Below are 22202 nucleotides of genomic sequence, written 5' to 3' on the forward strand. Positions count from 1 at the left end.
TTTATAGAAATTTAAAAGAATGGAGGATTATTTTACTAAAGAACCAATCATGACATGAAGATTATAAAATTTATGTAGTCAAGATAAGTACTCAAAGTGCAATTGGTTGCGCAGCAATAAAAATCTAAAATTTATAAGGAGAGGGTAAAAGTGAAATGGAAAAAAGAGTTTAACATTATGTCTAAACTAATGATATTTGCACTCATGCTTATTGTTTTACCTCTTTCAACTCTAGGATATTATTCGTATAATAATTCAAAAAATGCAATCAATGAAGAGACAAAAAGTACACTAGATGCTCGACTTCGTGCAACAAAGGAAAAAATTAATTTTCAAACAGATCAAGTTGAAAAGATTGGATTTATTTTAAGAGGAATACCTTCTATTGTACAATATGCAAATGAATTAGAACAAGGAGTTGTAAGTGAGCATACGGCTAGAGGAGCAGAAAATTTAATCAAAGATTTTGGGAAAACCATAGAAGATGTATCTGATGGAATTTTTATCATGGATAAAAACGGAAATATATGGGTAGATAGTAGTAAAGATGCAGAAATTGGACTTAATGTATCAGATAGAGAATATTTTAAGGAAGCCATATCAGGAAATTTTTTTTGGAGTGAGGTTATTTTATCTAAAACTTCTAATCAAGAAATTATAAGTTATAGCATGCCTTTAAAGAGTAGTAGTGGAAATATTGTTGGAGCGATAGGGATGACTATCCCATTTTCTAAAATAACAGATGTGATTAAAGAGGTACAAGTAGGACAAACAGGTTATGCTTATTTGATAGACAAAGAAGGAGTTGTTTTGCATCATCCCCAAAAAGAGAAGATACTTAAGGAAAATTTCCTACATTCAGAAAGTCGATCCTTAAAAGAGAATGCACAAAAGATGGTGAATGGAGAGTCTGGCTTTGATATTTATGAATATGAAGGAATAGAAAAATTAAATATATATGAACCTGTAGGAAAGTGGTCTTTGGCAATTAATATACCTATAGATGAGTATATGAAACCTGTAATAGATATAAGAAATGGTACATTAAAGTTAATGGGTATGGCTATTTTGGTAGGTATTTTATTTGCTTTTTTCATTTCTAAACAGATGAGTAATAGCATAAAGAAACTAATGCAATTAATGGAGAAGGCAGCCAATGGAGATCTTACAGTGTATGCAAATGTTCAATCTAAAGATGAAATTGGAGTATTGGCAAAGAGCTTCAATCAAATGATAGAAGAACAGAAAAATTCTATAATAAAAATTTTAGATGTAACAAGTAAGTTAACTCATGCTTCGGAAGAAACAAGCAGTGCATCTGAGGAAATCGCTTCTTCAACACAAGATCAATCCAACTGTGTTGAAGAATTGACAACATCTATGAATGAGATGAGTCGATCTATAGGAGATGTAGCATCTAATGTCAGTGATATGTCTGAAAATATTCATGGGGTGAATTGTTCTATAGAAGAGTTGGGAAAAGCTGCAAGCGAGGTAGCAAAGAATATAGAAGAGACAGCAGAAGAAATTGTAGAAGTAACGGGAGCATTAGGGCAGATGAATGCGTCTATTGCACTCATTGCAAATAACTCACAAAATGCAAATAAAGTAGCAGAAAAAACAGTACAAGCAGGTACACAAGGGAAAGTTGACATAGACAATACCATAAAAGAAATGGATAATATTAACCAAGTAATGGAAAATATTACTCATGTTATTACAGGTTTAGGAAAAGCTGCAATTGAGATTGGGGATATTGTAGAGGTTATTGATGATATTGCAGAACAAACTAATCTATTATCATTAAATGCATCTATTGAAGCAGCAAGAGCAGGAGAGCATGGAAAAGGATTTGCAGTAGTAGCAGGGGCAATAGGAAGTTTAGCGGAAAAAAGTGGAGAAGCTACAAAGGATATTACACAACTAGTTAAAAAGATTCAAGAAGAAGTTCAAAATGCTATTCACAAAACAAATGATGGTGCAAAGCAAGTAGAAAATGGAGTAGTTTTAGTGAAAAATACTGGAAATTCATTAGATCAAATATTTGAATCCATCAACAATACTACAAGTCTAATTAATGAAATTGCACTTTCAACTCAGGAGCAAAGTCAAGCTAGTCAATCGATTATGAAAGCTATACAAAATGTTAATGATCTTTCTGTTCAAGTATCAGCAGCAGTCGAAGAACAAGTAACGGCTATTGATGAAGTAATTTTATCCATAGAAAAATTAAGCGAGTTATCTCAAGGAGTAGCAAGTGCAGCAGAGGAACAATCAGCAGCAAGTGAAGAGCTTTTGGCTACAGCAGAAAGCATCAATCAAATGACAAATGAGGTATCAGCAGGTAGTGAAGAGATGGCTGCAACGGCTCAAACTCTTGAGGGACAAGCAAGAACACTATCAAGCGTTACATCAAAATTTAAAATATCCCAAATATAGATATGGGAGGATTTTAATATGGATCAAAATCAATTTGTAATCTTTGTATTAGAAGATGAAGAATATGCAATAGATATATCAAAAGTAAAGGAAATCAATCGATTAAAGGATATGGCTATTTATAAAATTCCTAAGGCTCCATATTACATAGAGGGAATGATCAATTTAAGGGGAACATTAGTACCTATTGTAAATGCAAGGAAAAAATTAGGGATGGATGTTTATGAAATTACTAAAAGATCAAGAATTATTGTAGTAAATAGTTATGGTCAAGAGGTGGGGTTATTGGTAGATGGAGTATCTTGTGTAGAAGAATTTGATCTATCTTGTATAGATTTTTCTTTAGATGAAATAAAAACGAAGAGTGATTATATTGCCGGGGTAATACATGAAGAAAAGAGAATGCTTTTTTATATAGATATTGAAAAAATATTTTATGTAGAGCAAGATTTATGATAAAAATACGTTGATATAAAGCTTGAAGATATAAAGGAGAATAATCATGAATACAGATGGATTGGATGTTGAGGATCTTTGTTTATTTTTAGAAGAAACGAAAGAACAAATAGAAAAAATGGAAGAAGAATTACTAAAGCTTGAAAATGGACAAGAAGATGAAGAGTCTATTCATTGTATTTTTAGAATGGTTCATTCTATAAAAGGATCATCTGCAATTATGGGATTTGAAAAAATGACTTCGTTATCACATGCCCTTGAAAATTTACTTGCTAAAATAAGAGAAAAAGAAATGCATATTGATCTTTCGGTGATGAATATCTCATTTTATGCAGTAGATTTGTTAAGAGAAATGTATACAAATATCTGTGAGGGAACAGAGTGTAATACTTATATAGACGACATCTTAGAACAAATCAATCATACTTTAAGACAAGATAAAAGCCATAAGAATGCTAAAGAAGAGCATCCGTCAGCAAAAGAAGTATCTAGTACTCATAAAATAGAGATTGTATTTGATGAAGATGTTGAAATGAAATGTATCAAAGCTTTTCAAATCAATGAGATATTGTCTCAAATAGGAACAATCAGTAAGACGACTCCTGCTGATTTTATTCAAGTATCAGATGAAAATTTTGGTGATACTCTGGTAATGTTATTTTATACAGAGGAAGAAGATGAAAAGATTTATAAACAAATTCATTCTATTTCTCAATTAAAAAGTGTTTCCATAAAAAAATTACAACGAGATACATTGGATAAAATGAACGAAGGAGAAAAAATTCAAGAAAATTATATAAGCAAAGAAAAATCTACCATACGAGTAGATATTAACAAGATAGATAAAATATTAAATTTAGTAGGAGAATTTATTACAGATAAAGAAAATTTAAATCAAATATCACTTCATTTAAAAAAAGTCTATAAAAATGATGTACAGATTCATAAATTACTCAATACTTTATCTCATATCAATTTAATTGGTACACAACTACAAGATATAGTGATGAGTACAAGAATGCTTCCTCTTGAAAATATTTTCAAACGTTTTCCAAGAATGGTCAGAGATTTATCTTTAAAATGCAATAAAGAGATTGATCTTATAATTGAGGGTAGTGAGACAGAAATTGATAGAGGGATTATAGAAGAACTAGTAGATCCTATCACCCATCTTCTAAGAAATGCTATTGATCATGGAATTGAAGAAAAACACGAAAGAATTCAAAAAGGAAAAAAACCTATAGGTAACCTAAAATTAAGTGCTAAAAGTGAAGAACGACATGTGGTAATCACTTTATCTGATGATGGATGTGGATTAGATGTAAATAAAATAAAAAGAAAAGTTTTGGAAAAAGGAATTGCTACAGAGGACAAGTTAAATAATTTATCTGATAAGGATATATTGTATTACATATTTGAACCAGGGTTTTCTACTGCAACAAAGGTAAGCGATATATCTGGAAGAGGAGTAGGATTAGATGTAGTAAAATCAAACATTAGACAGCTGCATGGAATGATTGATATTCAAACAGATAAAGGAAAAGGAACTAGTTTTATTATCAAACTTCCATTAACCTTAGCCATTAGTCAGGCATTAATTATAAAAGAGCAAGAATATACTTTTGCTCTACCAGTTTATAATATCATAGAGATTTTAAGAATAAAAAATAGCTATACAGATAAAAGAATTCATAAAGTAGGTGAAATAGAAATTTTTCATTGGAGAGAAGAAGCCATTCCTCTTATACGTGTAGAACAATATTTTAAAATAGATAATCTACTTCCTACAAATAAGGCATCTATAATTATTGTAGCTGTAGCAGAAAGAAAGTTTGGGTTTGTAGTCAATAAAATTGTAAAAGAACAACAAATTGTAATCAAGTCTATAGGAGATTTTGTAGGACAAAATAAATTATTAGGTAATCTTGAAGATATTTCTGGTGTAAGCATCTTAGGAGATGGGACTTTAGCATATATTATGGATATATCTTCTGTAAGTAGAAATTTTAATCAATAGAGGAGGAATAATATGGGAATATTAATTGTAGATGATGCGGTATTTGTAAGAGCAGATATATCAAGAAAATTAAAGCAAAATGATTTTACAGTACTAGGAGAAGCTGGTGATGGATTAGAGGCTATAGAGAAATATCAAGAATTAAAACCTAGTGTAGTACTTATGGATATTACTATGCCAAAGATGGACGGAGTAACTGCCATTAAAGAAATCAAGAAGATTGATCCTAATGCTAAGATTATAGTATGTTCTGCTATGGGACAAGAGAGCTTTGTTATGAAAGCCATACAAGCAGGGGCTAAAAGCTACATTATAAAACCTTATAAAACAGAAAGACTAATAGAAGAAATTATTAAAGTCCAATTACATCAATAAAAATAAAGAAATAAAGTAAAGGGACAGTTACAAAGAAAAATCATTATATAGATACAAAAACCTTCTAGTTTAAATAACATTAGAAGGTTTTTGTATAATGAAAAAAATAATTAATGACTTTCATAATAAATTGAAAATAAAGAAAATAGAAAATAATCAAAAATTATTGACATTAGAGTTACTCTAACCTTTACAATAAACTTAGATAGATATGAAATAGAATAAAAAACATACAATTGATTAGTATAGATTAATAGATTTATAACAATATTAGAACAAGGAGGAATCTTTAATGAATATTAACTTGATCGGTGTTCCAATTTTTTATGGTGCAGATAAAAAAGGACCTGAATACGCACCTCAGAAATTAAGAGAAAAAAATATCATTCAAATGATTCGTAAGCATAAGCATACAGTTTATGACATGGGAAATATGATTGTACCAAAGGTGAAAGAATATAACAAATTTTACTCTCATCCTAAAATGAAATATTTAGATTCTATTATTCAAATCAATACGAACCTTGCTCATATGGTATATTGCTCTATTAAAGGAGGAAGTTTTCCACTGATTATTGGAGGAGATCATTCTATAGGATTGGGTAGTATAGCAGGTGTAAGTCGTGCATATGAAAATTTTGCAGTGATCTGGATTGATGCGCATGGAGATATTAATACCATTGAGACTACTGGAAGTGGAAATGTACATGGAATGCCACTTTCCCATGCTATGGGTATGGGGCATTCAGATTTAGTAAATCTATATTTTGAAGGTAAAAAAGTATCCAAAGAAAATGTTTTTATCATAGGTCCTAGAGATTTGGATGATGGAGAGAAAGCTATAATACAACAACAAAATTTAAATGTGTATTCATCTGAAATCATTCATAAAAGAGGCATAGAAAATGTAACGGATGAAATTATAAAACAAATTACACAAAAAAATATTGATGCAATTCATGTAAGCTTTGATTTGGATTTTATAGATTCTAAATTTGTTCCAGGAACAGGGACTCCTGTACCTAATGGTGTAAATATTGAGGATACAAAGACGATTTTAAGAATGCTTGCTGAGACTAAGCTTATAAAATCTATGGATTTTGTAGAACTAAATACCTTATTAGATAGAAATGATGTGACTGCTGATTTGGCAATAGACTTAATAGACTGGACATTTAAATATATGTAAAAATAAACAACAAAAGGACATCTATTAGATGTCCTTTTGTTGTTTATGGTTCGTAAATTGATTATAATCATGGTAAATAGAATTTTCCTATAGGAAAGGTGGTAATTATGAAAGACAAGTTTTTAATAGGTGAATTATCAACCCTTTTTAATATTAGTACAGATACATTAAGGTACTATGATAAAATAGGTCTTTTAAAACCAGATTATGATCAAAAAAATGGATATAGATATTATAGTATTAGAAACTTTTTTAAGCTGAGTAGAATACTTTTTTTGAAACAACTAGACATTTCTTTGGATGATATTAAAAAGTATATGAATCATAAAAATACAACTAACTTATTAAAATTATTAAAAAAGAAGGAAGAACAAATTGACAAAAAAATAAATCATTTAACAAATTTAAAAAAGAAAATTAATAGCAAAATAGAACTTTTTAATAGTATTGGAGAGGACATTAACCAGATAAGAGTAGAGAAAATACCTGAAAGAAAAGGAGTTTTTTTAGATACATATAATGGGGAAAATAATTCTAAGATCAAACAATCATTAAAAATAAATGGAAGATATATGAAAAATAGTTCTTGGCTCATTGAAGGGCAGGTATATACTTCTGTATTCAAGTCAAATATATTAAAAGGAAATGTAAATCAATTTAGATATTTTGTGGAAGTTTTATCTGTAGAAGATCCTTTTTATGGACAATTAGAATGTATTCCACAAAATGAGTATGCATGTATTGTATTTTTAGGACCGTATATTAAAATAGATGAATATTATAAAGTTCTTATTCAATGGATACAAGAAAACGGATATGAAATTATAGGAGACTCTATTGAAAAAAATATTGTAGATTATGATTTTTCAGACTATGAAGAAGAATACATCTCAGAAATACAAATTCCAATCCAAAAACCAAGGGACGGTTACATAGATACATAAATAATCAAGAAGATACATAAACTATTTCTAATAAAAAAAGAGAGGGAGTAGTTTTATGCCAAGAGTAGCGAGGATAAAAAGTATAGATTCCATATATCATGTAATGATTCGAAGCATTAGTGAAATTGATTTATTTAAAAGAAAATAGTGATAAAATAAAATATCTTTCTCTTATAAAAAAATATGAATATAAATATCAGTTTAAAATATATGCTTATTGTTTACTAGATAATCATGGCCATCTTATGGTAGATGTAAATGGGGCTGATATATCTAAAATAATGCATTGTATAAACTTTTGCTATGCCCAATATTATAATCGAAAATATAAAAGACATGGACATGTTTTTCAAGATAGATTTAAAAGTAAGATAGTAAAAAGTGATAAGTATTTAATAATGTTGTCTGCCTACATTCATAATAATCCAACAGATTTACCTTTATTTAAAGAAAATGTTGAAAAATATCCATTTTCAAGTTTAAAAGAATATGTAAATCATACTAATGACTATGAAATATTGGATAAAAGTTTTTTAGTGAAGATATTGCAATTGAATCATAAAAAGAATATGAAAGAGTATTTAAATTTAGTGGATCGATGTAATGGGGAACATGGTCTATTGGATATAGAGTTTACAATAAAAGATTATGAGTATAGAAGTGAAAGAGAGATAATAATTAGAGAGCATGCACCGAATGAAATTATTCATCATGTAGCTCAATTTTTGAAAATAGATTGGGAATATATATATCTAAAGAATAGCAACAAGAGTACTTTGTTAAGGGCATTAAGCATATTTTTAATGATGTGTTTTTGCAACATGACAGCAAAAGAAATTTGCAAAATTCTAGGCAATATTACTGCAGGAAGGGTATCGAACTTATCTTTAATAGGAGTAGATATGTATACAAAGAATGATGAAATAAGAAATTTTGTGCAAGAATTGATGAAGATAGCATAAAAATAAATAAGTACAACTAAAGGGGTATTTGTAATGGAAAAATTTCGAAATAACTTCTACTTTGAATAAAAATAGAGGTTGTTTTTTATTTTTTTGAGATAAAAAAATAAAAAAGTAAGAGAAGAAAATATTGTAACCGTCCCTAAATTCGTGATAAAATTTTTTGGGGGTGAGAATAATGATTATAACAGTAAAACCATTAAAATTTACAATGCTAGAAACAAAAAACCCTTTTGAGGATATGAGATGTATATTTAAAGATAAAAGAAATGCTAACGGTGTTAGGACAACTCTTTTTTGTAGATATATAGGGATGAATGAGATGGAGGATGTCTATATAAAAGAATTAAAAGAATTAGATCATTATCTACAGTCTCATGCACTTCATTACATTAAATTTATCCATGGATTAGAGAAAATTATAGATATCAATGGAATAGAAAAAATGAAAAAAGTTATGGAAGATTATATGAATTTAGAAAACAAATATTTAAGTTCTTCAGAATTATTTTATTTTCATATGGGATATGAAATAGAAAATGAATCGTTAGAGTGGACGAAAAAAATAGCTTTTCAAGAAACGCTTAAACTATATGATCATCATAATCCTTATGGGAATCCTACTATGAGAAAAAATTTTGGCGTAAAATTATTATTATGGATGAATCGATATATAAGAAAATTATTTAAAAATAAAATAGATAGGCAATTGATTCCTAAGGTGATATTTTATGGAGATATTACAAGGCATGAATTTTATTTTTTGATATTTTTGTGGAAACTAGGGTGTGATGTACTTTATTTGAATCCTAAGGAAGATATTACACATGAAGCAGATAAGTATTCTAAATTGTTTACATGTAGGAATATGAGAAACTGTAGTGTTCCCTTTGAAGAAAATATGATAAAACAAAAAAATAATTCTTTGATGAATACAAAGAAGCAAGTGAATATAGAACATCAATCAAATATAATAGAAGCGAAAGAGTATGCTGAAAAGAGTTATGAAGAGCTTGCTCGATTAGCAGAATCTGTTGTGATGGTTCATGTGTATGATAAAAATGAAAAAATTATTAGCAGAGGATCAGGGGTTGTAATAAATTGTGAAGGATGGATTGTTACTAATTTTCATGTAGTGAGTAAAGGACTATTTTTTGGTGTAGTTTTTGAAAATGATCCTAATGAATATCGAGCATATAATATTGTAAAATATCATACAGACTATGATTTAGCTTTAATAAAAGTAGATAAAAAAACGAAACCTATTCCACTTTATGAAAAAGAATTAGTAAGAGGACAAAAAATTATAACTATTGGAAGTCCACTAGGATTATTTAATACTATTTCAAATGGAATTGTATCAGGATTTAGAGAATTAGATCAAATTAAGATGCTTCAAATTACTGCACCTATTTCTCCAGGAAGTTCAGGAGGCGCACTAATTGATATGTATGGAAATTTAGTGGGGATTACATCAGCAGGTTTTGAAGGGCAAAATCTAAATTTAGCAGTGCCTAGCGTTTATGTAAAAAAATTTATTGGAAAATAAATTGAAAGAGAAAGGTAGTTCTTTTTTTCGGTTATAAAAGATCTAAAAGGAAATAATATTTATAGAGTGATGAAAAGATAATAATAGAACAAAAATAAAGATGATATAATAAAAAAATATATTTTAGAATAATAAACAAAAGAGGAAGGATAGAATATTTATGACACAGCAAAATTTGAAAAAAACACTTACTTTTACACAGGCAATTTCTTTAGTAGTAGGAATGATTATTGGATCTGGAATCTTTTTAAAACCTGGTATTGTATTTAAAAATGCAGGATCTCCAGGACTGGGAATACTTGCTTGGGTAGCAGGTGGAATCATTACCTTAGCATCAGCTTTGACGATTGCTGAAATAGCATCAGCTATTCCTAAAACAGGAGGACTTTATATTTATTTAGAGGAACTGTATGGAGAGATATGGGGCTTTTTATTAGGATGGGTACAAACAGTGATTGCATATCCTGCAGCCATAGGAGCTCTTGCTATTGCCTTTGCTACCTTTTCATCATATTTTGTTCCATTAGATAACTTTGGACAAAAAATATTAGCTACTTGTTCATTAGGATTTCTTTTGGTTATGAATATCATTTCTACTAGATATGGAGGGATTATTCAAATAATCTCTACAATAGGAAAGTTATTACCTATTGTGGTAATCATTGTAGTAGGACTGATAAAAGGAGAAGCCCATGATATCCATTTTATACAAACTTCTATAGAGGGAGCTGGATTTGGAACTGCTATATTAGGAACACTTTGGGCATATGATGGTTGGATTGGAGTGACAAATGTAGCAGGAGAATTGAAAAATCCATCTAAAGAACTGCCAAGAGCTATTGTATTAGGAGTAGGAACTGTTATTGTAGTATATGTATTGGTTAATTTTTCTATTTTGAATGTGATGCCGATTGCAGAAATTATTACTGCACAAAGACCTGCATCAGCTGTAGCCAATATACTTTTAGGAAGTGGAGGAGGAGCTTTTATTACAATAGGAATTATGGTTTCTGTATTTGGGGCTATGAATGGATATGTAATGACAGGATCTAGAGTTCCTTTGGCCATGGGAGAAAGAAACCATTTACCTTTTTCAAATTATTTGAAAAAGATTCATCCATCTTTTGGAACACCTGTAAATGCTTTGATGATTCAGTTTTTGTTAGCTGTAGCATATATTTTTTCAGGAACTTTTAACACTTTAACAGATTTATTGATTTTTGTATTATGGATATTTTTTGTAATGGGTGTAGGAGGTATATTTATTTTAAGAAAAAAAGTATCAAAAGAAGAGAGAAAATATGAAGTGCCCATGTATCCTATAGTGCCTCTTATAGGAATATTAGGAGGTATTTATATTCTCTATAGTACAATTATAAGTTCTCCTATGAATTCGTTGATTGGAATTATCATTACTTTGACTGGGATACCTATATTTTATTATCTTAAAAAAGATAAATAAATGATTTAAAAATAAGACAAAGGATGGAAACATCCTTTGTCTTATTTAAGTTTGGTTGTCCAATTTTCACAATTCCAAACTTCCGTTACAATGTCTTGATAAAATTCAGGTTCATGGCAAATAATTAAAATACTACCATTATATTCTTTAAGTGCTCTTTTTAGTTCTTCTTTTGCATCTACATCTAAGTGATTGGTAGGTTCATCTAGTACTAATAAATTTGTTTCTTTATTGATTAATTTACAAAGACGTACTTTTGCTTGTTCTCCTCCGCTTAATACTACAATTTTGCTTTCTATATGTTTTGTAGTCAAACCACATTTTGCTAAAGCTGCTCGAATTTCATATTGAGTAAGGGAAGGAAAGTCCTTCCATACCTCTTCGATACATGTTTGATAGTTGGCTTCTTTGATTTCTTGTTCAAAATATCCTATGTGTAGATAATCACCAAGCTCAACAGATCCAGATATAGGGGTTATTTGTCCCAAAATACTTTTTAATAAAGTAGTTTTTCCAATACCATTTGCTCCTACAAGAGCAATTTTTTGTTTACGCTCCATACGAAGATTGAGTGGTTTAGAAAGAGGTTCATCATATCCTATGATCAAATCTTTTGTTTCAAATATAAGTTTTCCAGAGGTTCTAGATTCTTTAAAATGAAATTCTGGTTTTGGTTTTTCTCGTGCTAGTTCAATAACATCCATTTTATCAAGCTTTTTTTGTCTAGACATAGCCATATTTCTAGTAGCAACTCTTGCTTTATTTCTTGCTACAAAATCTTTTAATTCAGCAATTTCTTGTTGTTGCTTTTTGTAAGCTGCTTCTAATTGCTGTTTTTTTGCTTCATAAACATGCATAAAACTGTCATAGTCCCCTACATAACGATTGAGCTCTTGATTTTCCATATGATAAATTAAATTGATTACACTATTTAAAAAAGGTATATCATGAGAAATCAATATAAAAGCATTTTCATATTCTTGTAGATATCTTTTTAGCCATTCAATGTGCTGTTCATCTAAATAGTTTGTAGGCTCGTCTAAAAGGAGAATATCAGGTTTTTCTAAAAGAAGCTTAGCAAGAAGTACTTTTGTTCTTTGCCCTCCACTTAAATCATGAACATCTTTTTCTAATCCTACATCATCAAGACCAAGACCTTTAGCTATTTCTTCAACCTTTGAATCAATCATATAAAAGTCATTATTTGTTAAAAGATCTTGAATTGTTCCTAAATCTATAAGAAGTTTTTCTAATTCTTCAGGGGAAGCTGCTCCCATTTTATCGCATATTTCATTCATTTCTTTTTCAAGATCAAATAAATATTCAAATGCATTTTTTAATACATCACGAATACTAAGACCTTTTTCAAGAACTGTATGTTGATCAAGATAACCTACTCTAACTCTTTTGGACCATTCAATTTGTCCTTCATCAGGTTCTAACTTTCCAGTGATGATATTCATAAAAGTAGATTTTCCTTCTCCATTAGCACCGATAAGTCCAATATGTTCTCCTTTTAGAAGTCTAAAGGATACATTATTAAATATTGCTCGATCTCCAAATCCATGACTTAAATTTTTTACTGTTAGTATACTCATATATACTCCTTTCATAAAATATATTTATAATAAATTGATACAATATAGTGTTCATGTAAATACACATAATAGATTATATATGAGGAAGGAATAGTTTCAAAGTAAAATATTAAAATTTTTAAAAAAATTTAATATTTCTATTGCACAACAAATCAATCCATAGTATAATAATATTCAACCAGTTGAACAAACTAAATATTCGAAAAGTTATGACGGAGAGAAAAATACTCAACTTTTAACTACAGAGAGCCGAAGGTGCTGAGATTCGGTGTTGAAGAAGTATATAATGATCACTCCAGAGCTGCTAAGTTGAAACGTAAGGAGTAAACAAAGCCGGGTTCTACAAAATGTAGAAGTGCCACCGTTACATGGCTAGGGTTCAAGGATGATCCTTCGACCTGAAGAGTCAATATGCGTGAGCAAATTGTAAATTAGAGTGGTACCACGAGCAAGTCTCTCGTCTCTAGAACATAAAATTTATGTTTTAGAGACGGGAGATTTTTTTTCCCGCAAAAGAAAAAATTAGAGGAAGTCTGGCCAGACATATCTCAAAATTACCACAAGATAAGAAAGTAGCATAAAAATTAGAGAATAAAAGTGATAATTTTGAAAGGAGCTGTAATGTATGTCTCAAAAAAGAGAACAATGGGGTTCAAAGATGGGATTTATCCTTGCTGCTATAGGTTCAGCAGTAGGACTTGGAAATATATGGAGATATCCTTATTTGGTATATTCTAATGGAGGAGGAGCTTTTTTAGTACCTTATTTTATTGCAATATTTACTGCAGGAATTCCTCTTATCATATTAGAATATGGATTTGGACATAAATATAGGGGATCAGCACCTCTTGCTTTTGCAAAATCAAGTAAGAAGTGGGAATGGCTTGGATGGTGGCCTAGTATTACTTCCTTTGTAATATTGACCTATTATACAATCATTTTAAGTTGGGCTATGAATTATTTGTATTTTTCTTTTTCTCAAGGGTGGGGAAGCGATACAAATGGATTTTTCTTCAATGAATTTTTAAGAGTGTCAAGTGGGCCCTTTGATTTAGGGGGAATGAGATGGCCAATATTTATTTGTATTACTATACTTTGGTTGATCAACTGGTTTATATGCTATAGAGGTGTTTCTGGAGGAATAGAAAAAGCAAACAAAATATTATTACCTACTCTTTTTGTTATCATGGTTATCATTGTAGTAAGAGGAGTTACATTACCAGGAGCTACTGTTGGACTTAATAAATTATTTACTCCTGATTGGTCAAAAGTATTAGATCCAAAGGTTTGGATTAATGCCTATGGGCAAGTATTTTATTCACTAAGTTTAGCAATGGGGATTTTAATTACCTATTCTAGTTATCTACCTAGTAAAACAGATATTAACAATAGTGCATTTATAACAGCTTTTGCAAATTGTGGATTTGAGTTATTATCTGCTATAGGTGTATTCGCAATTTTAGGGTTTATGGCTACAAGTCAAGGCGTACCAGTAGATGAAGTAGCAAGTCAAAGTATTGGATTGGCATTTGTGGTATTTCCAAAAGTATTTTCTATGATGGGTTCTTTAGGAAAAATGTTTGGTATATTATTTTTTACATGTTTAGTATTTGCAGGTATTACTTCTTGTGTATCTTTAATAGAAGCATTCTCAGCAGCAGTCATAGATAAAACAGGAGCATCAAGGAAAAAAATTGTTAGTTTTGCAGCACTTGGGGGATATTTAATTAGTGTTATGTATGCTACAGGAGCAGGACTTTATTTTCTTGATATTGTAGATGCATTTATTAATTCTTATTCTGTAGTAGTAGTAGGATTGGGAGAAGCTATTGTTTTAGGATGGTTCTTAGGAGCTCATACTATAAGAGAGCATACCAATGAAGTATCTATTTATAGAGTTGGTAAGTGGTGGGATGTTATGATTAAGTTTGTAACACCTACAATATTGACTTATATGTTAATACAAAATATTGTTACAGAAATTAAAAGTCCTTATGGAGGATATCCAATGAGCGCTCTTTTATCTTTTGGATGGGGAGTAGTAGCACTTATTGTTGTTATAGCTATTATTGCAAGTAAACGACCTTGGAAGAATAATGAATTACAAGTAAATACTTTTAAGGAGGTGGAATAGATGACTTCTACAGCAATGTTATTTTTTACAATTGGAGCCGTAGTATTATGGGGAGGTTTGGCAACAACTTTAACGATTGGACTAAAGAATAAAGATTAATATTGAAATAGATTTATTTAAAATAAGCCTTAGTGAAAAAATTAGATTTTTTTACTAAGGCTTATTTTGTTTTTGATATATATTTAAAATGAGAGTAAAACTGATGCTTTTAACACATAATAAATTTAGATTTAGGTTATTAAATACTCAATGGTGCAATAGGAAGATCATAAACTAAAATGGAGGGATCTATTATGAAAGTTTTTTATAAAAAAAGAATTTTATTTGGAATGGTATTTTTATTAATATTTTCTATGGTTGTAGGCTGTACTCAAGAAGAGCAACATGAAAATTTAGAAGAAAATTTAAAAACTCCTACTCCATATCCTATGGAAATTACAGATGGAGATGGAAAAAATTTAGTTATTGAGCAAGAACCTCAAAAAATAGTATCTCTTTCTCCTAGTCATACAGAGATCTTATATGGACTAGGTCTTGGAGAGAAAATAGTAGGAGTTACAAACTATTGTGATTATCCTAAAGAAGCAACAACTAAGACTAAAATAGGAGATGCCTTTACTGTAAATATTGAAAAGATTATAGAATTACAACCAAATGTGGTACTAAATTATTGGCCTATGGGTGATGAAATAAAGAAAAAGCTAGAAGAAGCTGGAATTGTTATAGTTACATATGCCCCTGAATCTATCAACCAAATAGAAAATGCGATTAAGGGAATAGGAAAGATTACTAATCAAGAAGAGTCAGCAGATCAGATGGTTCTTGACATAGACAATAAGAAAAAAGAGATTCAAGATAAAGTAAAAAATGCAGATAGACCTAAAGTATTTTATGAAATAGAATATTCTCAAGCCTTATGGACTGCTGGAGAAGGATCTTTTATTGATGAGTTGATTACTATCGGTGGAGGAGAAAATGTAGCGAAGGATATAAAAGATCCTTATGCTCAATATAGTATAGAAAGTTTGGTGGAAAAAAATCCTCAAATTTATATTACCAATACTTCTAATATGAAAGAGAAAAAAACTAGTGATATAAAAGAAAGACCAGGCTTTGAAAATATTGATGCCATTAAAAATAATAAAATAGAAATTGTAGATGAGAATTTATTATCTAGACCGAGCCAAAGAGTAAAAGATGCGCTAGAGGTAATGGCAAAAGCTATTCATCCAGAATTATTTTAGTAAGATGATGTTTTGAGCAGGGGGAAATTTATGAATATTCATATTGAAAAAAAAATAAAATGGAGAATCATATGGATATCCATGGGGATTATTTTATTTTTTTTATGTGTGATAGCAACTACTATAGGAATAGCCAATATAAAAATAACAGATGCTTTAAGAATTGTGCTTCATCAACTACCAGTAATGAAAAATATAATAAAAATAGAAGATATCTCTAAGAGTCATCAAATTATTATAAAAAGCATTCGTCTTCCTAGAATTTTATTATCTGTTTTAGTAGGAATGAGTTTATCTATCTCAGGAGCAACATTTCAAGGAATATTTAAAAATCCAATGGCAGATCCTTTTGTAATAGGCATATCATCAGGGGCTGCATTAGGAGCTACATTAGCTATTATATTTAATATAGATATAAAAATTCTACAGATCAATACCATATCCTTATTTGCTTTGCTTGGTGCATTAGGAACAACCTATATGGTATATAACTTAGCAAGAATCAACTCTCAAATACCTGTGACCACTCTTTTATTATCAGGAATAGCAGTAGGACAATTTTTAACAGCCATTATGTCATTTTTAATGGTTTTATACAGCAATGATTTAAATAAAATCATATTTTGGACATTAGGAGGTTTTTCTACAAAAGGATGGCAACAGGTAAAAATCATAGCACTTCCAGTTTTGATAGGATGGAGTCTTTTATATTTTGTTTCAAAAGATTTAAATGTTATGTTACTAGGAGAGGAATCGGCTAAAAATTTAGGAATTGAAGTAGAAAAAACAAAAAGAATGATTCTACTGATCAATTCATTTATGGTAGCAGTTGCAGTATCTGTAAGTGGAATTATTGGATTTGTAGGATTGATTATTCCTCATATTGTTAGAATATTAGTAGGACCAGATCATAGAATATTAATTCCTATAGCAGGATTAGGAGGAGGTTTATTTATGTTGTTAGCAGATACTGTTGCAAGAACTATTATAGCTCCTATAGAAATCCCTGTAGGAATTATCACGGCCATATTTGGAGGACCATTTTTTATATATCTTTTAAAAAAGAAAAAAAGTAGGTTGTCTTAGCGAGGAGAATCAATATGTCTATAGATGTGAAGATTTGTGAAATATCGTTTGGATACAAAGATATAAAAATATTAGATCATATTTCTTTTTACATTCCAGCTAGAGCTTTTGTGAGCATTATAGGACCTAATGGATCTGGGAAATCAACTTTATTGAAAAATATTTCTTCTTTGTTAAAACCTGAAAGTGGAAATATCAAAATAGGAGAGATAGATATTCATAAAATATCATCTAAAGAAATTGCAAAAATTATTGCTGTAGTTCCTCAAGAAACAAACATAGAGTTTAGATTTACTACAGAAGATATTGTTTCTATGGGAAGAAGTCCTCATATAAGTAGATTCCAAAGTGAGAGTATAAAGGACTATAAAATAGTAAGAGAGGCTATGGAATTAACACATACGTATCATCTTAAAGATCGGGTGATCAATGAACTAAGTGGAGGAGAAAGACAAAGAGTGATTATTGCTAGAGCACTCGCTCAAGAACCTAAAATTATCTTATTAGATGAACCTACTTCGTATTTAGATATAAGACATCAAATAGAAATTTTGCAGCTTCTTAAAAAATTAAATCAACAAGATGGAATGACAGTAGTAGCTGTGTTACATGATATTAATTTAGCAGCAAGATTTAGTACGCATATGGTTCTTTTAAAGGATGGAAAGATTATAGAATCAGGAAGCCCAGACCAGGTCATTACTATAAAAAATCTAAAGGATGCATATGAGATGGATATGGTTGTGCAAAAAAGTCCATATACCAATACCCCATATGTCATTCCATTATAATAAGAAGAATTTTTCATCTTATTATTAAATCATATTATTTAAAGAAGGATATTTAATTTTTTATGGTGAAGTGATTTTTCTTCTTCTTTCTCCTTAGATGAAATTTTATTTTCATCTTCTTTATCATATGATTTTTCAATAGACTCTTGGGTCTTTTTTATTTTTTCATCTATTTTATTTTCAATTTCATACACTTTTTGATCTAGAGCAGAGGCTTTTTTAAGTTTATCACTCCCATCTCCTCCCATTCTACCTCCATCAAGCTTTGCTTCAATTTTTAAGATATTGGATTGTCCTTTTAAATCTTTCTTTATCCCATTCAAAACCTTTGATTGAGAATAAGTGGTAGATGCCTCTAATAGATTGTTCATAGGAGAATAAACAACTCCTTCTTGTTGAGGCGGATTTTTTTCTTGCTGTGCTTCTATTTCTTTAGTCTTGTTAATTTTCTCCATTTGTTTTTGATGGATTTGCATATCTATTTGTTGAATTTGTTCTTGAAGAGGTTTTATTAATTCTTGTTTTACCTTTTGGGGGGCATCTCCTTGTTTAATTTTATTAATTTTTTCTTGTGTTCTTATCTTCTGGTCTTGTAATAATTTGATTTCATGATCAGAGTTAAAATTAGATTTTAAAGAAGTATTACAAATAGGATTATTTTGTGTAGATGATACATTCATTATACTCTCTCCTTTTTTATAGATATAAATTATATATCGGCAAAATTATGGGAAATATTAGAATTATAATCTAGAGATTTTATAAAAACACGATTGCAATTTATATAAGAAATGTATACAATGTAGATGTTTGACTATTTAAAAAAATTTAAGGAAAGAAGGATTTTCGTTGAAAAGTAATAATAAATTTTTAAGCTATGATATTAAAAATTTAAAAGGAGATATAATGGGAGGGTTTACAACATCTGTTGTAGCATTACCATTAGCATTAGCTTTAGGGGTAGCCTCTGGAGCAGGTGCAAAAGCAGGTCTTTATTCTGCTATTATCACAGGAATTTTATCTACTTTATTTGGAGGTACTCCAGCTCAAGTAAATGGACCAACAGGAGCTATGACCGTTGTACTCATTGAATTATATGAAAAGTATGGAAGCGAAGCATTATTTGCTGCCATGGTATTAGCAGGAGTGTTTCAAATTTTAATAGGAGTATTAAAGTTAGGAAAGTATATTCACTTGATTCCTAGACCTGTTATTGTAGGATTTACCAATGGAATAGGATGTTTAATTTTTTTAAAGATGATTGGATATTTTAAAGAAAGTCCAATTTTAGCTTTGGTGACAATAGCTGTGATGTTGATTTTTCCGTTCATTACCAAAAAGGTTCCAGCTTCTTTAGTAGCACTGATTGCAGGAACGATAGTAGGTCTTTATTTTATACCATCAGGTGCTTTAGTAGGTATTATTCCTAGTGGACTTCCTAAATTCAGTATACCTGTATTTAAATCTAGCGAAATTACAGATATTATTCAATCAGGTTTTATATTAGCTTTATTAGGATGCATAGAATCTTTATTGGCATCTTTAGTAGTAGATGAGATGACAAAAACAAAGCATCATTCCAATAGAGAACTTATTGGACAAGGTATAGGAAATACAGTAGCAGCTCTATTCGGGTCACTCATTGGAACAGGGGCTATTGTAAGATCTGTAGTAAATGTCAATGCAGGAGGAAGAACTAGATTATCAGGAACTTTGCATGGACTTATATTACTTGTGATTACTTTGAAATTTAGTCCTTTAGCTTCAAAAATTCCTCTTGCTGTATTAGGAGGAATCTTAATGGGTACAGCTATTCAAATGATTCAATACAATGCTACTCGTAAAATTACTTTTGCTTCTAAAAAAGCAGGAACGGTTATTGTTATTACTACTCTTTTAACTATTTTTGCAGATTTAACGATTGCAGTAGCTTTTGGAACATTGCTTTCTATGTTTTATTTTGTAATGAGTATGGGAGATGTATATCTTAAAAAATATGAAGTAGATGATAGAAATTATGATAAAAATATTGTATCTTATACCATAGAAGGGCCATTATTTTTTGGAGTTTCTCATGCAATAACAAGTAAATTAGAAATGGAAGTAGAAGATGCAGATATTATTGTACTCAATCTTATGAATATGCCTGTAATTGATATATCAGGAGCAGTATCTCTTAAAAACATTAAGCAAGGGTTAGAAAGAGAAGGAAAGAAGGTAATTTTAGCAGGAGTAAAAGAAAATATGTTAGATATGCTTTATGCAATAGAGGTTCTTTCAGAAGATGAAAAAGATGTATCCATAAACCGAATAGGAAATGCATTGGAATATGCAAAAAATTTAGCAGAAACAGTATAAAAAAGCAGTCTCATAAGAGGCTGTTTTTTTTATATAAAGAAGATTGAAAAAATTTAAAAAATAGGATAAGATTTTATTGTCATGAGAATCATTTAAAAATGAAGAAGATAAATATTTACCTGTATAAAGGAGATGATCCATTTGAAGTATGATGTAATCATAGTAGGAGCAGGCCCATCAGGAATATTTACTGCATTAGAATTAGTAAGAAAAAAATCTAGTAAGAGCATTTTAATGATTGAAAAAGGAAGGAAAATAGAACAAAGATATTGTCCTAAAGAAAAAACTAAAGAATGTGTTCTTTGTAAACCTTATTGTCATATTACAACAGGGTTTTCAGGAGCAGGAGCATTTTCAGATGGAAAACTATCTTTAAGCTACGAAGTAGGAGGAGATTTGCCAAATCTTATTGGAAGTTATAAAGCACAAGAATACATAGAATATACAGATAAGATCTATCTTGAATTTGGGGCAGATCCTAAAGTAGAAGGATTAGAAAATAATGAAGCCATTAAAGATATTAGAAGAAAATCAATAGAAGCAGGTTTAAAATTAGTAGATTGTCCTATTAGACATTTAGGAACAGAAAAGGCTCAAGAAATTTATTGTAAAATACAAAATTATTTATTAGATCATAAAATTGATATTCAGTTTGAAACTGTGGTAGAAGATTTAGTGATACAAGATCAAAAGATAAAAGCAATAAAAGTAGCTGATTCTAAAACAAAGAAAAATAAAGAGATGATCTATGCAGATACGATTGTGATTGCTACAGGAAGAAAAGGGGCAGATTGGTTAAAGGATATGTGTTTAAAGCATGGTATTGGTCATAGTGCAGGAACAGTAGATATTGGAGTGAGAGTAGAAGTAAGAAATGAGATTATGGAAAAAGTAAATAATGTATTGTATGAATCTAAATTAATAGGTTATCCAGCTCCATTTAAAAATAAAGTGAGAACTTTTTGTCAAAATCCAGGAGGTTTTGTAAGCCAGGAAAATTATGACCATGATTTAGCCATTGTTAATGGACATTCTTATAAAGACAAAAAATCAGAAAATACAAATCTAGCTATTTTAAGTTCTCATAACTTTTCTGAGCCATTTAACCAACCTATAGAATATGGAAAAAAAGTAGCAGAGCTTGTAAATATGTTAGGAAACGGAAAAATATTAGTACAAAGGTATGGAGATATATTAGATGGAAAAAGAACTTGGCAACATGAACTGAATCAATCCAATGTAGTCCCTACTTTATTGGATGCAGTAGCAGGAGATATTACCTCTGCTATTCCCTATAGACCTATGATGAATATACTCAAGTTTATTCAAGCTATGAATACAGTTGTGCCAGGCTTTGCAAGTACAGAAACATTACTCTATGGGCCTGAGATTAAGTTTTATAGCAATAGAATTGATTTAGATCAAGACTTTCATACAAATATAGAGGGACTATATACTCTAGGAGACTCTAGTGGATGGACAAGAGGTCTTATGATGGCATCTGTTATGGGTGTGCTTATGGGACAGAACATTCATAAAGAAAGCTCTGAATTTAATATGTAACCTTTTGTAAAGAAATTTGTAACTCTTATGTAACT

At 29.9% G+C, this 22202-nt stretch carries 18 protein-coding genes and 1 other annotated feature; of the genes, 16 read left to right on the forward strand and 2 right to left on the reverse strand.

Going from position 1 to position 22202, the window contains the following annotated elements:
- The first annotated feature begins 150 nt into the window (after positions 1–150).
- The 9 genes from EK368_RS00655 to EK368_RS00695 all read left to right on the forward strand — a co-directional run bounded on the left by EK368_RS00655 (position 151) and on the right by EK368_RS00695 (position 11393).
- Positions 151–2439, forward strand: coding sequence for a methyl-accepting chemotaxis protein (locus EK368_RS00655; RefSeq protein WP_129595799.1), 2289 nt, complete (start codon positions 151–153; stop codon positions 2437–2439).
- Between the two features lie 18 nt (positions 2440–2457).
- Positions 2458–2895, forward strand: coding sequence for a chemotaxis protein CheW (locus EK368_RS00660; RefSeq protein WP_129595800.1), 438 nt, complete (start codon positions 2458–2460; stop codon positions 2893–2895).
- A gap of 46 nt (positions 2896–2941) precedes the next feature.
- The gene (locus EK368_RS00665) at positions 2942–4912 is read left to right on the forward strand and encodes a chemotaxis protein CheA (protein WP_129595801.1); all 1971 of its coding nucleotides are present in this window, start codon (positions 2942–2944) and stop codon (positions 4910–4912) included.
- Positions 4913–4924: 12 nt separating this feature from the next.
- Complete coding sequence (locus EK368_RS00670) at positions 4925–5287, forward strand: response regulator (protein WP_129595802.1); 363 nt, start codon at positions 4925–4927, stop codon at positions 5285–5287.
- Positions 5288–5579: 292 nt separating this feature from the next.
- Positions 5580–6476 carry an arginase gene (gene rocF, locus EK368_RS00675; protein WP_129595803.1) on the forward strand — a complete coding sequence of 299 codons (897 nt, stop codon included), beginning with the start codon at positions 5580–5582 and terminating at the stop codon, positions 6474–6476.
- A gap of 107 nt (positions 6477–6583) precedes the next feature.
- Positions 6584–7420 (forward strand): MerR family DNA-binding transcriptional regulator, encoded by an 837-nt coding sequence (locus tag EK368_RS00680; protein ID WP_129595804.1) that lies wholly within the window; start codon positions 6584–6586, stop codon positions 7418–7420.
- Between the two features lie 119 nt (positions 7421–7539).
- The gene (locus EK368_RS00685) at positions 7540–8382 is read left to right on the forward strand and encodes a transposase (RefSeq protein WP_129595805.1); all 843 of its coding nucleotides are present in this window, start codon (positions 7540–7542) and stop codon (positions 8380–8382) included.
- A gap of 178 nt (positions 8383–8560) precedes the next feature.
- Complete coding sequence (locus tag EK368_RS00690; RefSeq protein ID WP_129595806.1) at positions 8561–9931, forward strand: YceG family protein; 1371 nt, start codon at positions 8561–8563, stop codon at positions 9929–9931.
- A 160-nt stretch (positions 9932–10091) separates the two neighbouring features.
- Positions 10092–11393 carry an APC family permease gene (locus EK368_RS00695; RefSeq protein WP_129595807.1) on the forward strand — a complete coding sequence of 434 codons (1302 nt, stop codon included), beginning with the start codon at positions 10092–10094 and terminating at the stop codon, positions 11391–11393.
- Positions 11394–11434: 41 nt separating this feature from the next.
- Here the strand turns inward: EK368_RS00695 and EK368_RS00700 are convergent, their stop codons facing one another.
- Positions 11435–12991, reverse strand: coding sequence for an ABC-F family ATP-binding cassette domain-containing protein (locus tag EK368_RS00700; RefSeq protein WP_129595808.1), 1557 nt, complete (start codon positions 12989–12991; stop codon positions 11435–11437).
- Positions 12992–13191: 200 nt separating this feature from the next.
- Positions 13192–13459: a binding site (T-box leader), on the forward strand.
- A gap of 157 nt (positions 13460–13616) precedes the next feature.
- Between EK368_RS00700 and EK368_RS00705 the strand changes: the two genes are divergently transcribed.
- From EK368_RS00705 to EK368_RS00725, 5 genes are all read left to right on the forward strand, one after another.
- Positions 13617–15125, forward strand: coding sequence for a sodium-dependent transporter (locus tag EK368_RS00705; RefSeq protein ID WP_129595809.1), 1509 nt, complete (start codon positions 13617–13619; stop codon positions 15123–15125).
- Entirely contained in the window at positions 15126–15224 is a 99-nt protein-coding gene (locus EK368_RS00710) for a MetS family NSS transporter small subunit (protein ID WP_129595810.1), read from the forward strand.
- Positions 15225–15418: 194 nt separating this feature from the next.
- Positions 15419–16369 (forward strand): ABC transporter substrate-binding protein, encoded by a 951-nt coding sequence (locus tag EK368_RS00715; RefSeq protein ID WP_165000266.1) that lies wholly within the window; start codon positions 15419–15421, stop codon positions 16367–16369.
- Positions 16370–16399: 30 nt separating this feature from the next.
- Entirely contained in the window at positions 16400–17455 is a 1056-nt protein-coding gene (locus tag EK368_RS00720) for a FecCD family ABC transporter permease (RefSeq protein ID WP_165000267.1), read from the forward strand.
- Between the two features lie 14 nt (positions 17456–17469).
- Complete coding sequence (locus tag EK368_RS00725; RefSeq protein ID WP_129595812.1) at positions 17470–18246, forward strand: heme ABC transporter ATP-binding protein; 777 nt, start codon at positions 17470–17472, stop codon at positions 18244–18246.
- 38 nt (positions 18247–18284) lie between these two features.
- Here the strand turns inward: EK368_RS00725 and EK368_RS00730 are convergent, their stop codons facing one another.
- On the reverse strand, positions 18285–18926 hold the full coding sequence (locus tag EK368_RS00730; protein ID WP_129595813.1) for a FlxA-like family protein: 642 nt from the start codon (positions 18924–18926) through the stop codon (positions 18285–18287).
- Positions 18927–19095: 169 nt separating this feature from the next.
- On the opposite strand from EK368_RS00730, the gene EK368_RS00735 reads away from it, so the two are divergent.
- Together EK368_RS00735 and EK368_RS00740 are read left to right on the forward strand one after the other, a co-directional pair.
- Positions 19096–20604 (forward strand): SulP family inorganic anion transporter, encoded by a 1509-nt coding sequence (locus EK368_RS00735; RefSeq protein ID WP_129595814.1) that lies wholly within the window; start codon positions 19096–19098, stop codon positions 20602–20604.
- 141 nt (positions 20605–20745) lie between these two features.
- On the forward strand, positions 20746–22167 hold the full coding sequence (locus EK368_RS00740) for an NAD(P)/FAD-dependent oxidoreductase (protein ID WP_129595815.1): 1422 nt from the start codon (positions 20746–20748) through the stop codon (positions 22165–22167).
- Positions 22168–22202: the final 35 nt, after the last annotated feature.

The sequence above is a fragment of the Anaerophilus nitritigenes genome (assembly GCF_004138215.1).
Lineage (GTDB): Bacteria > Bacillota > Clostridia > Peptostreptococcales > Thermotaleaceae > Anaerophilus > Anaerophilus nitritogenes.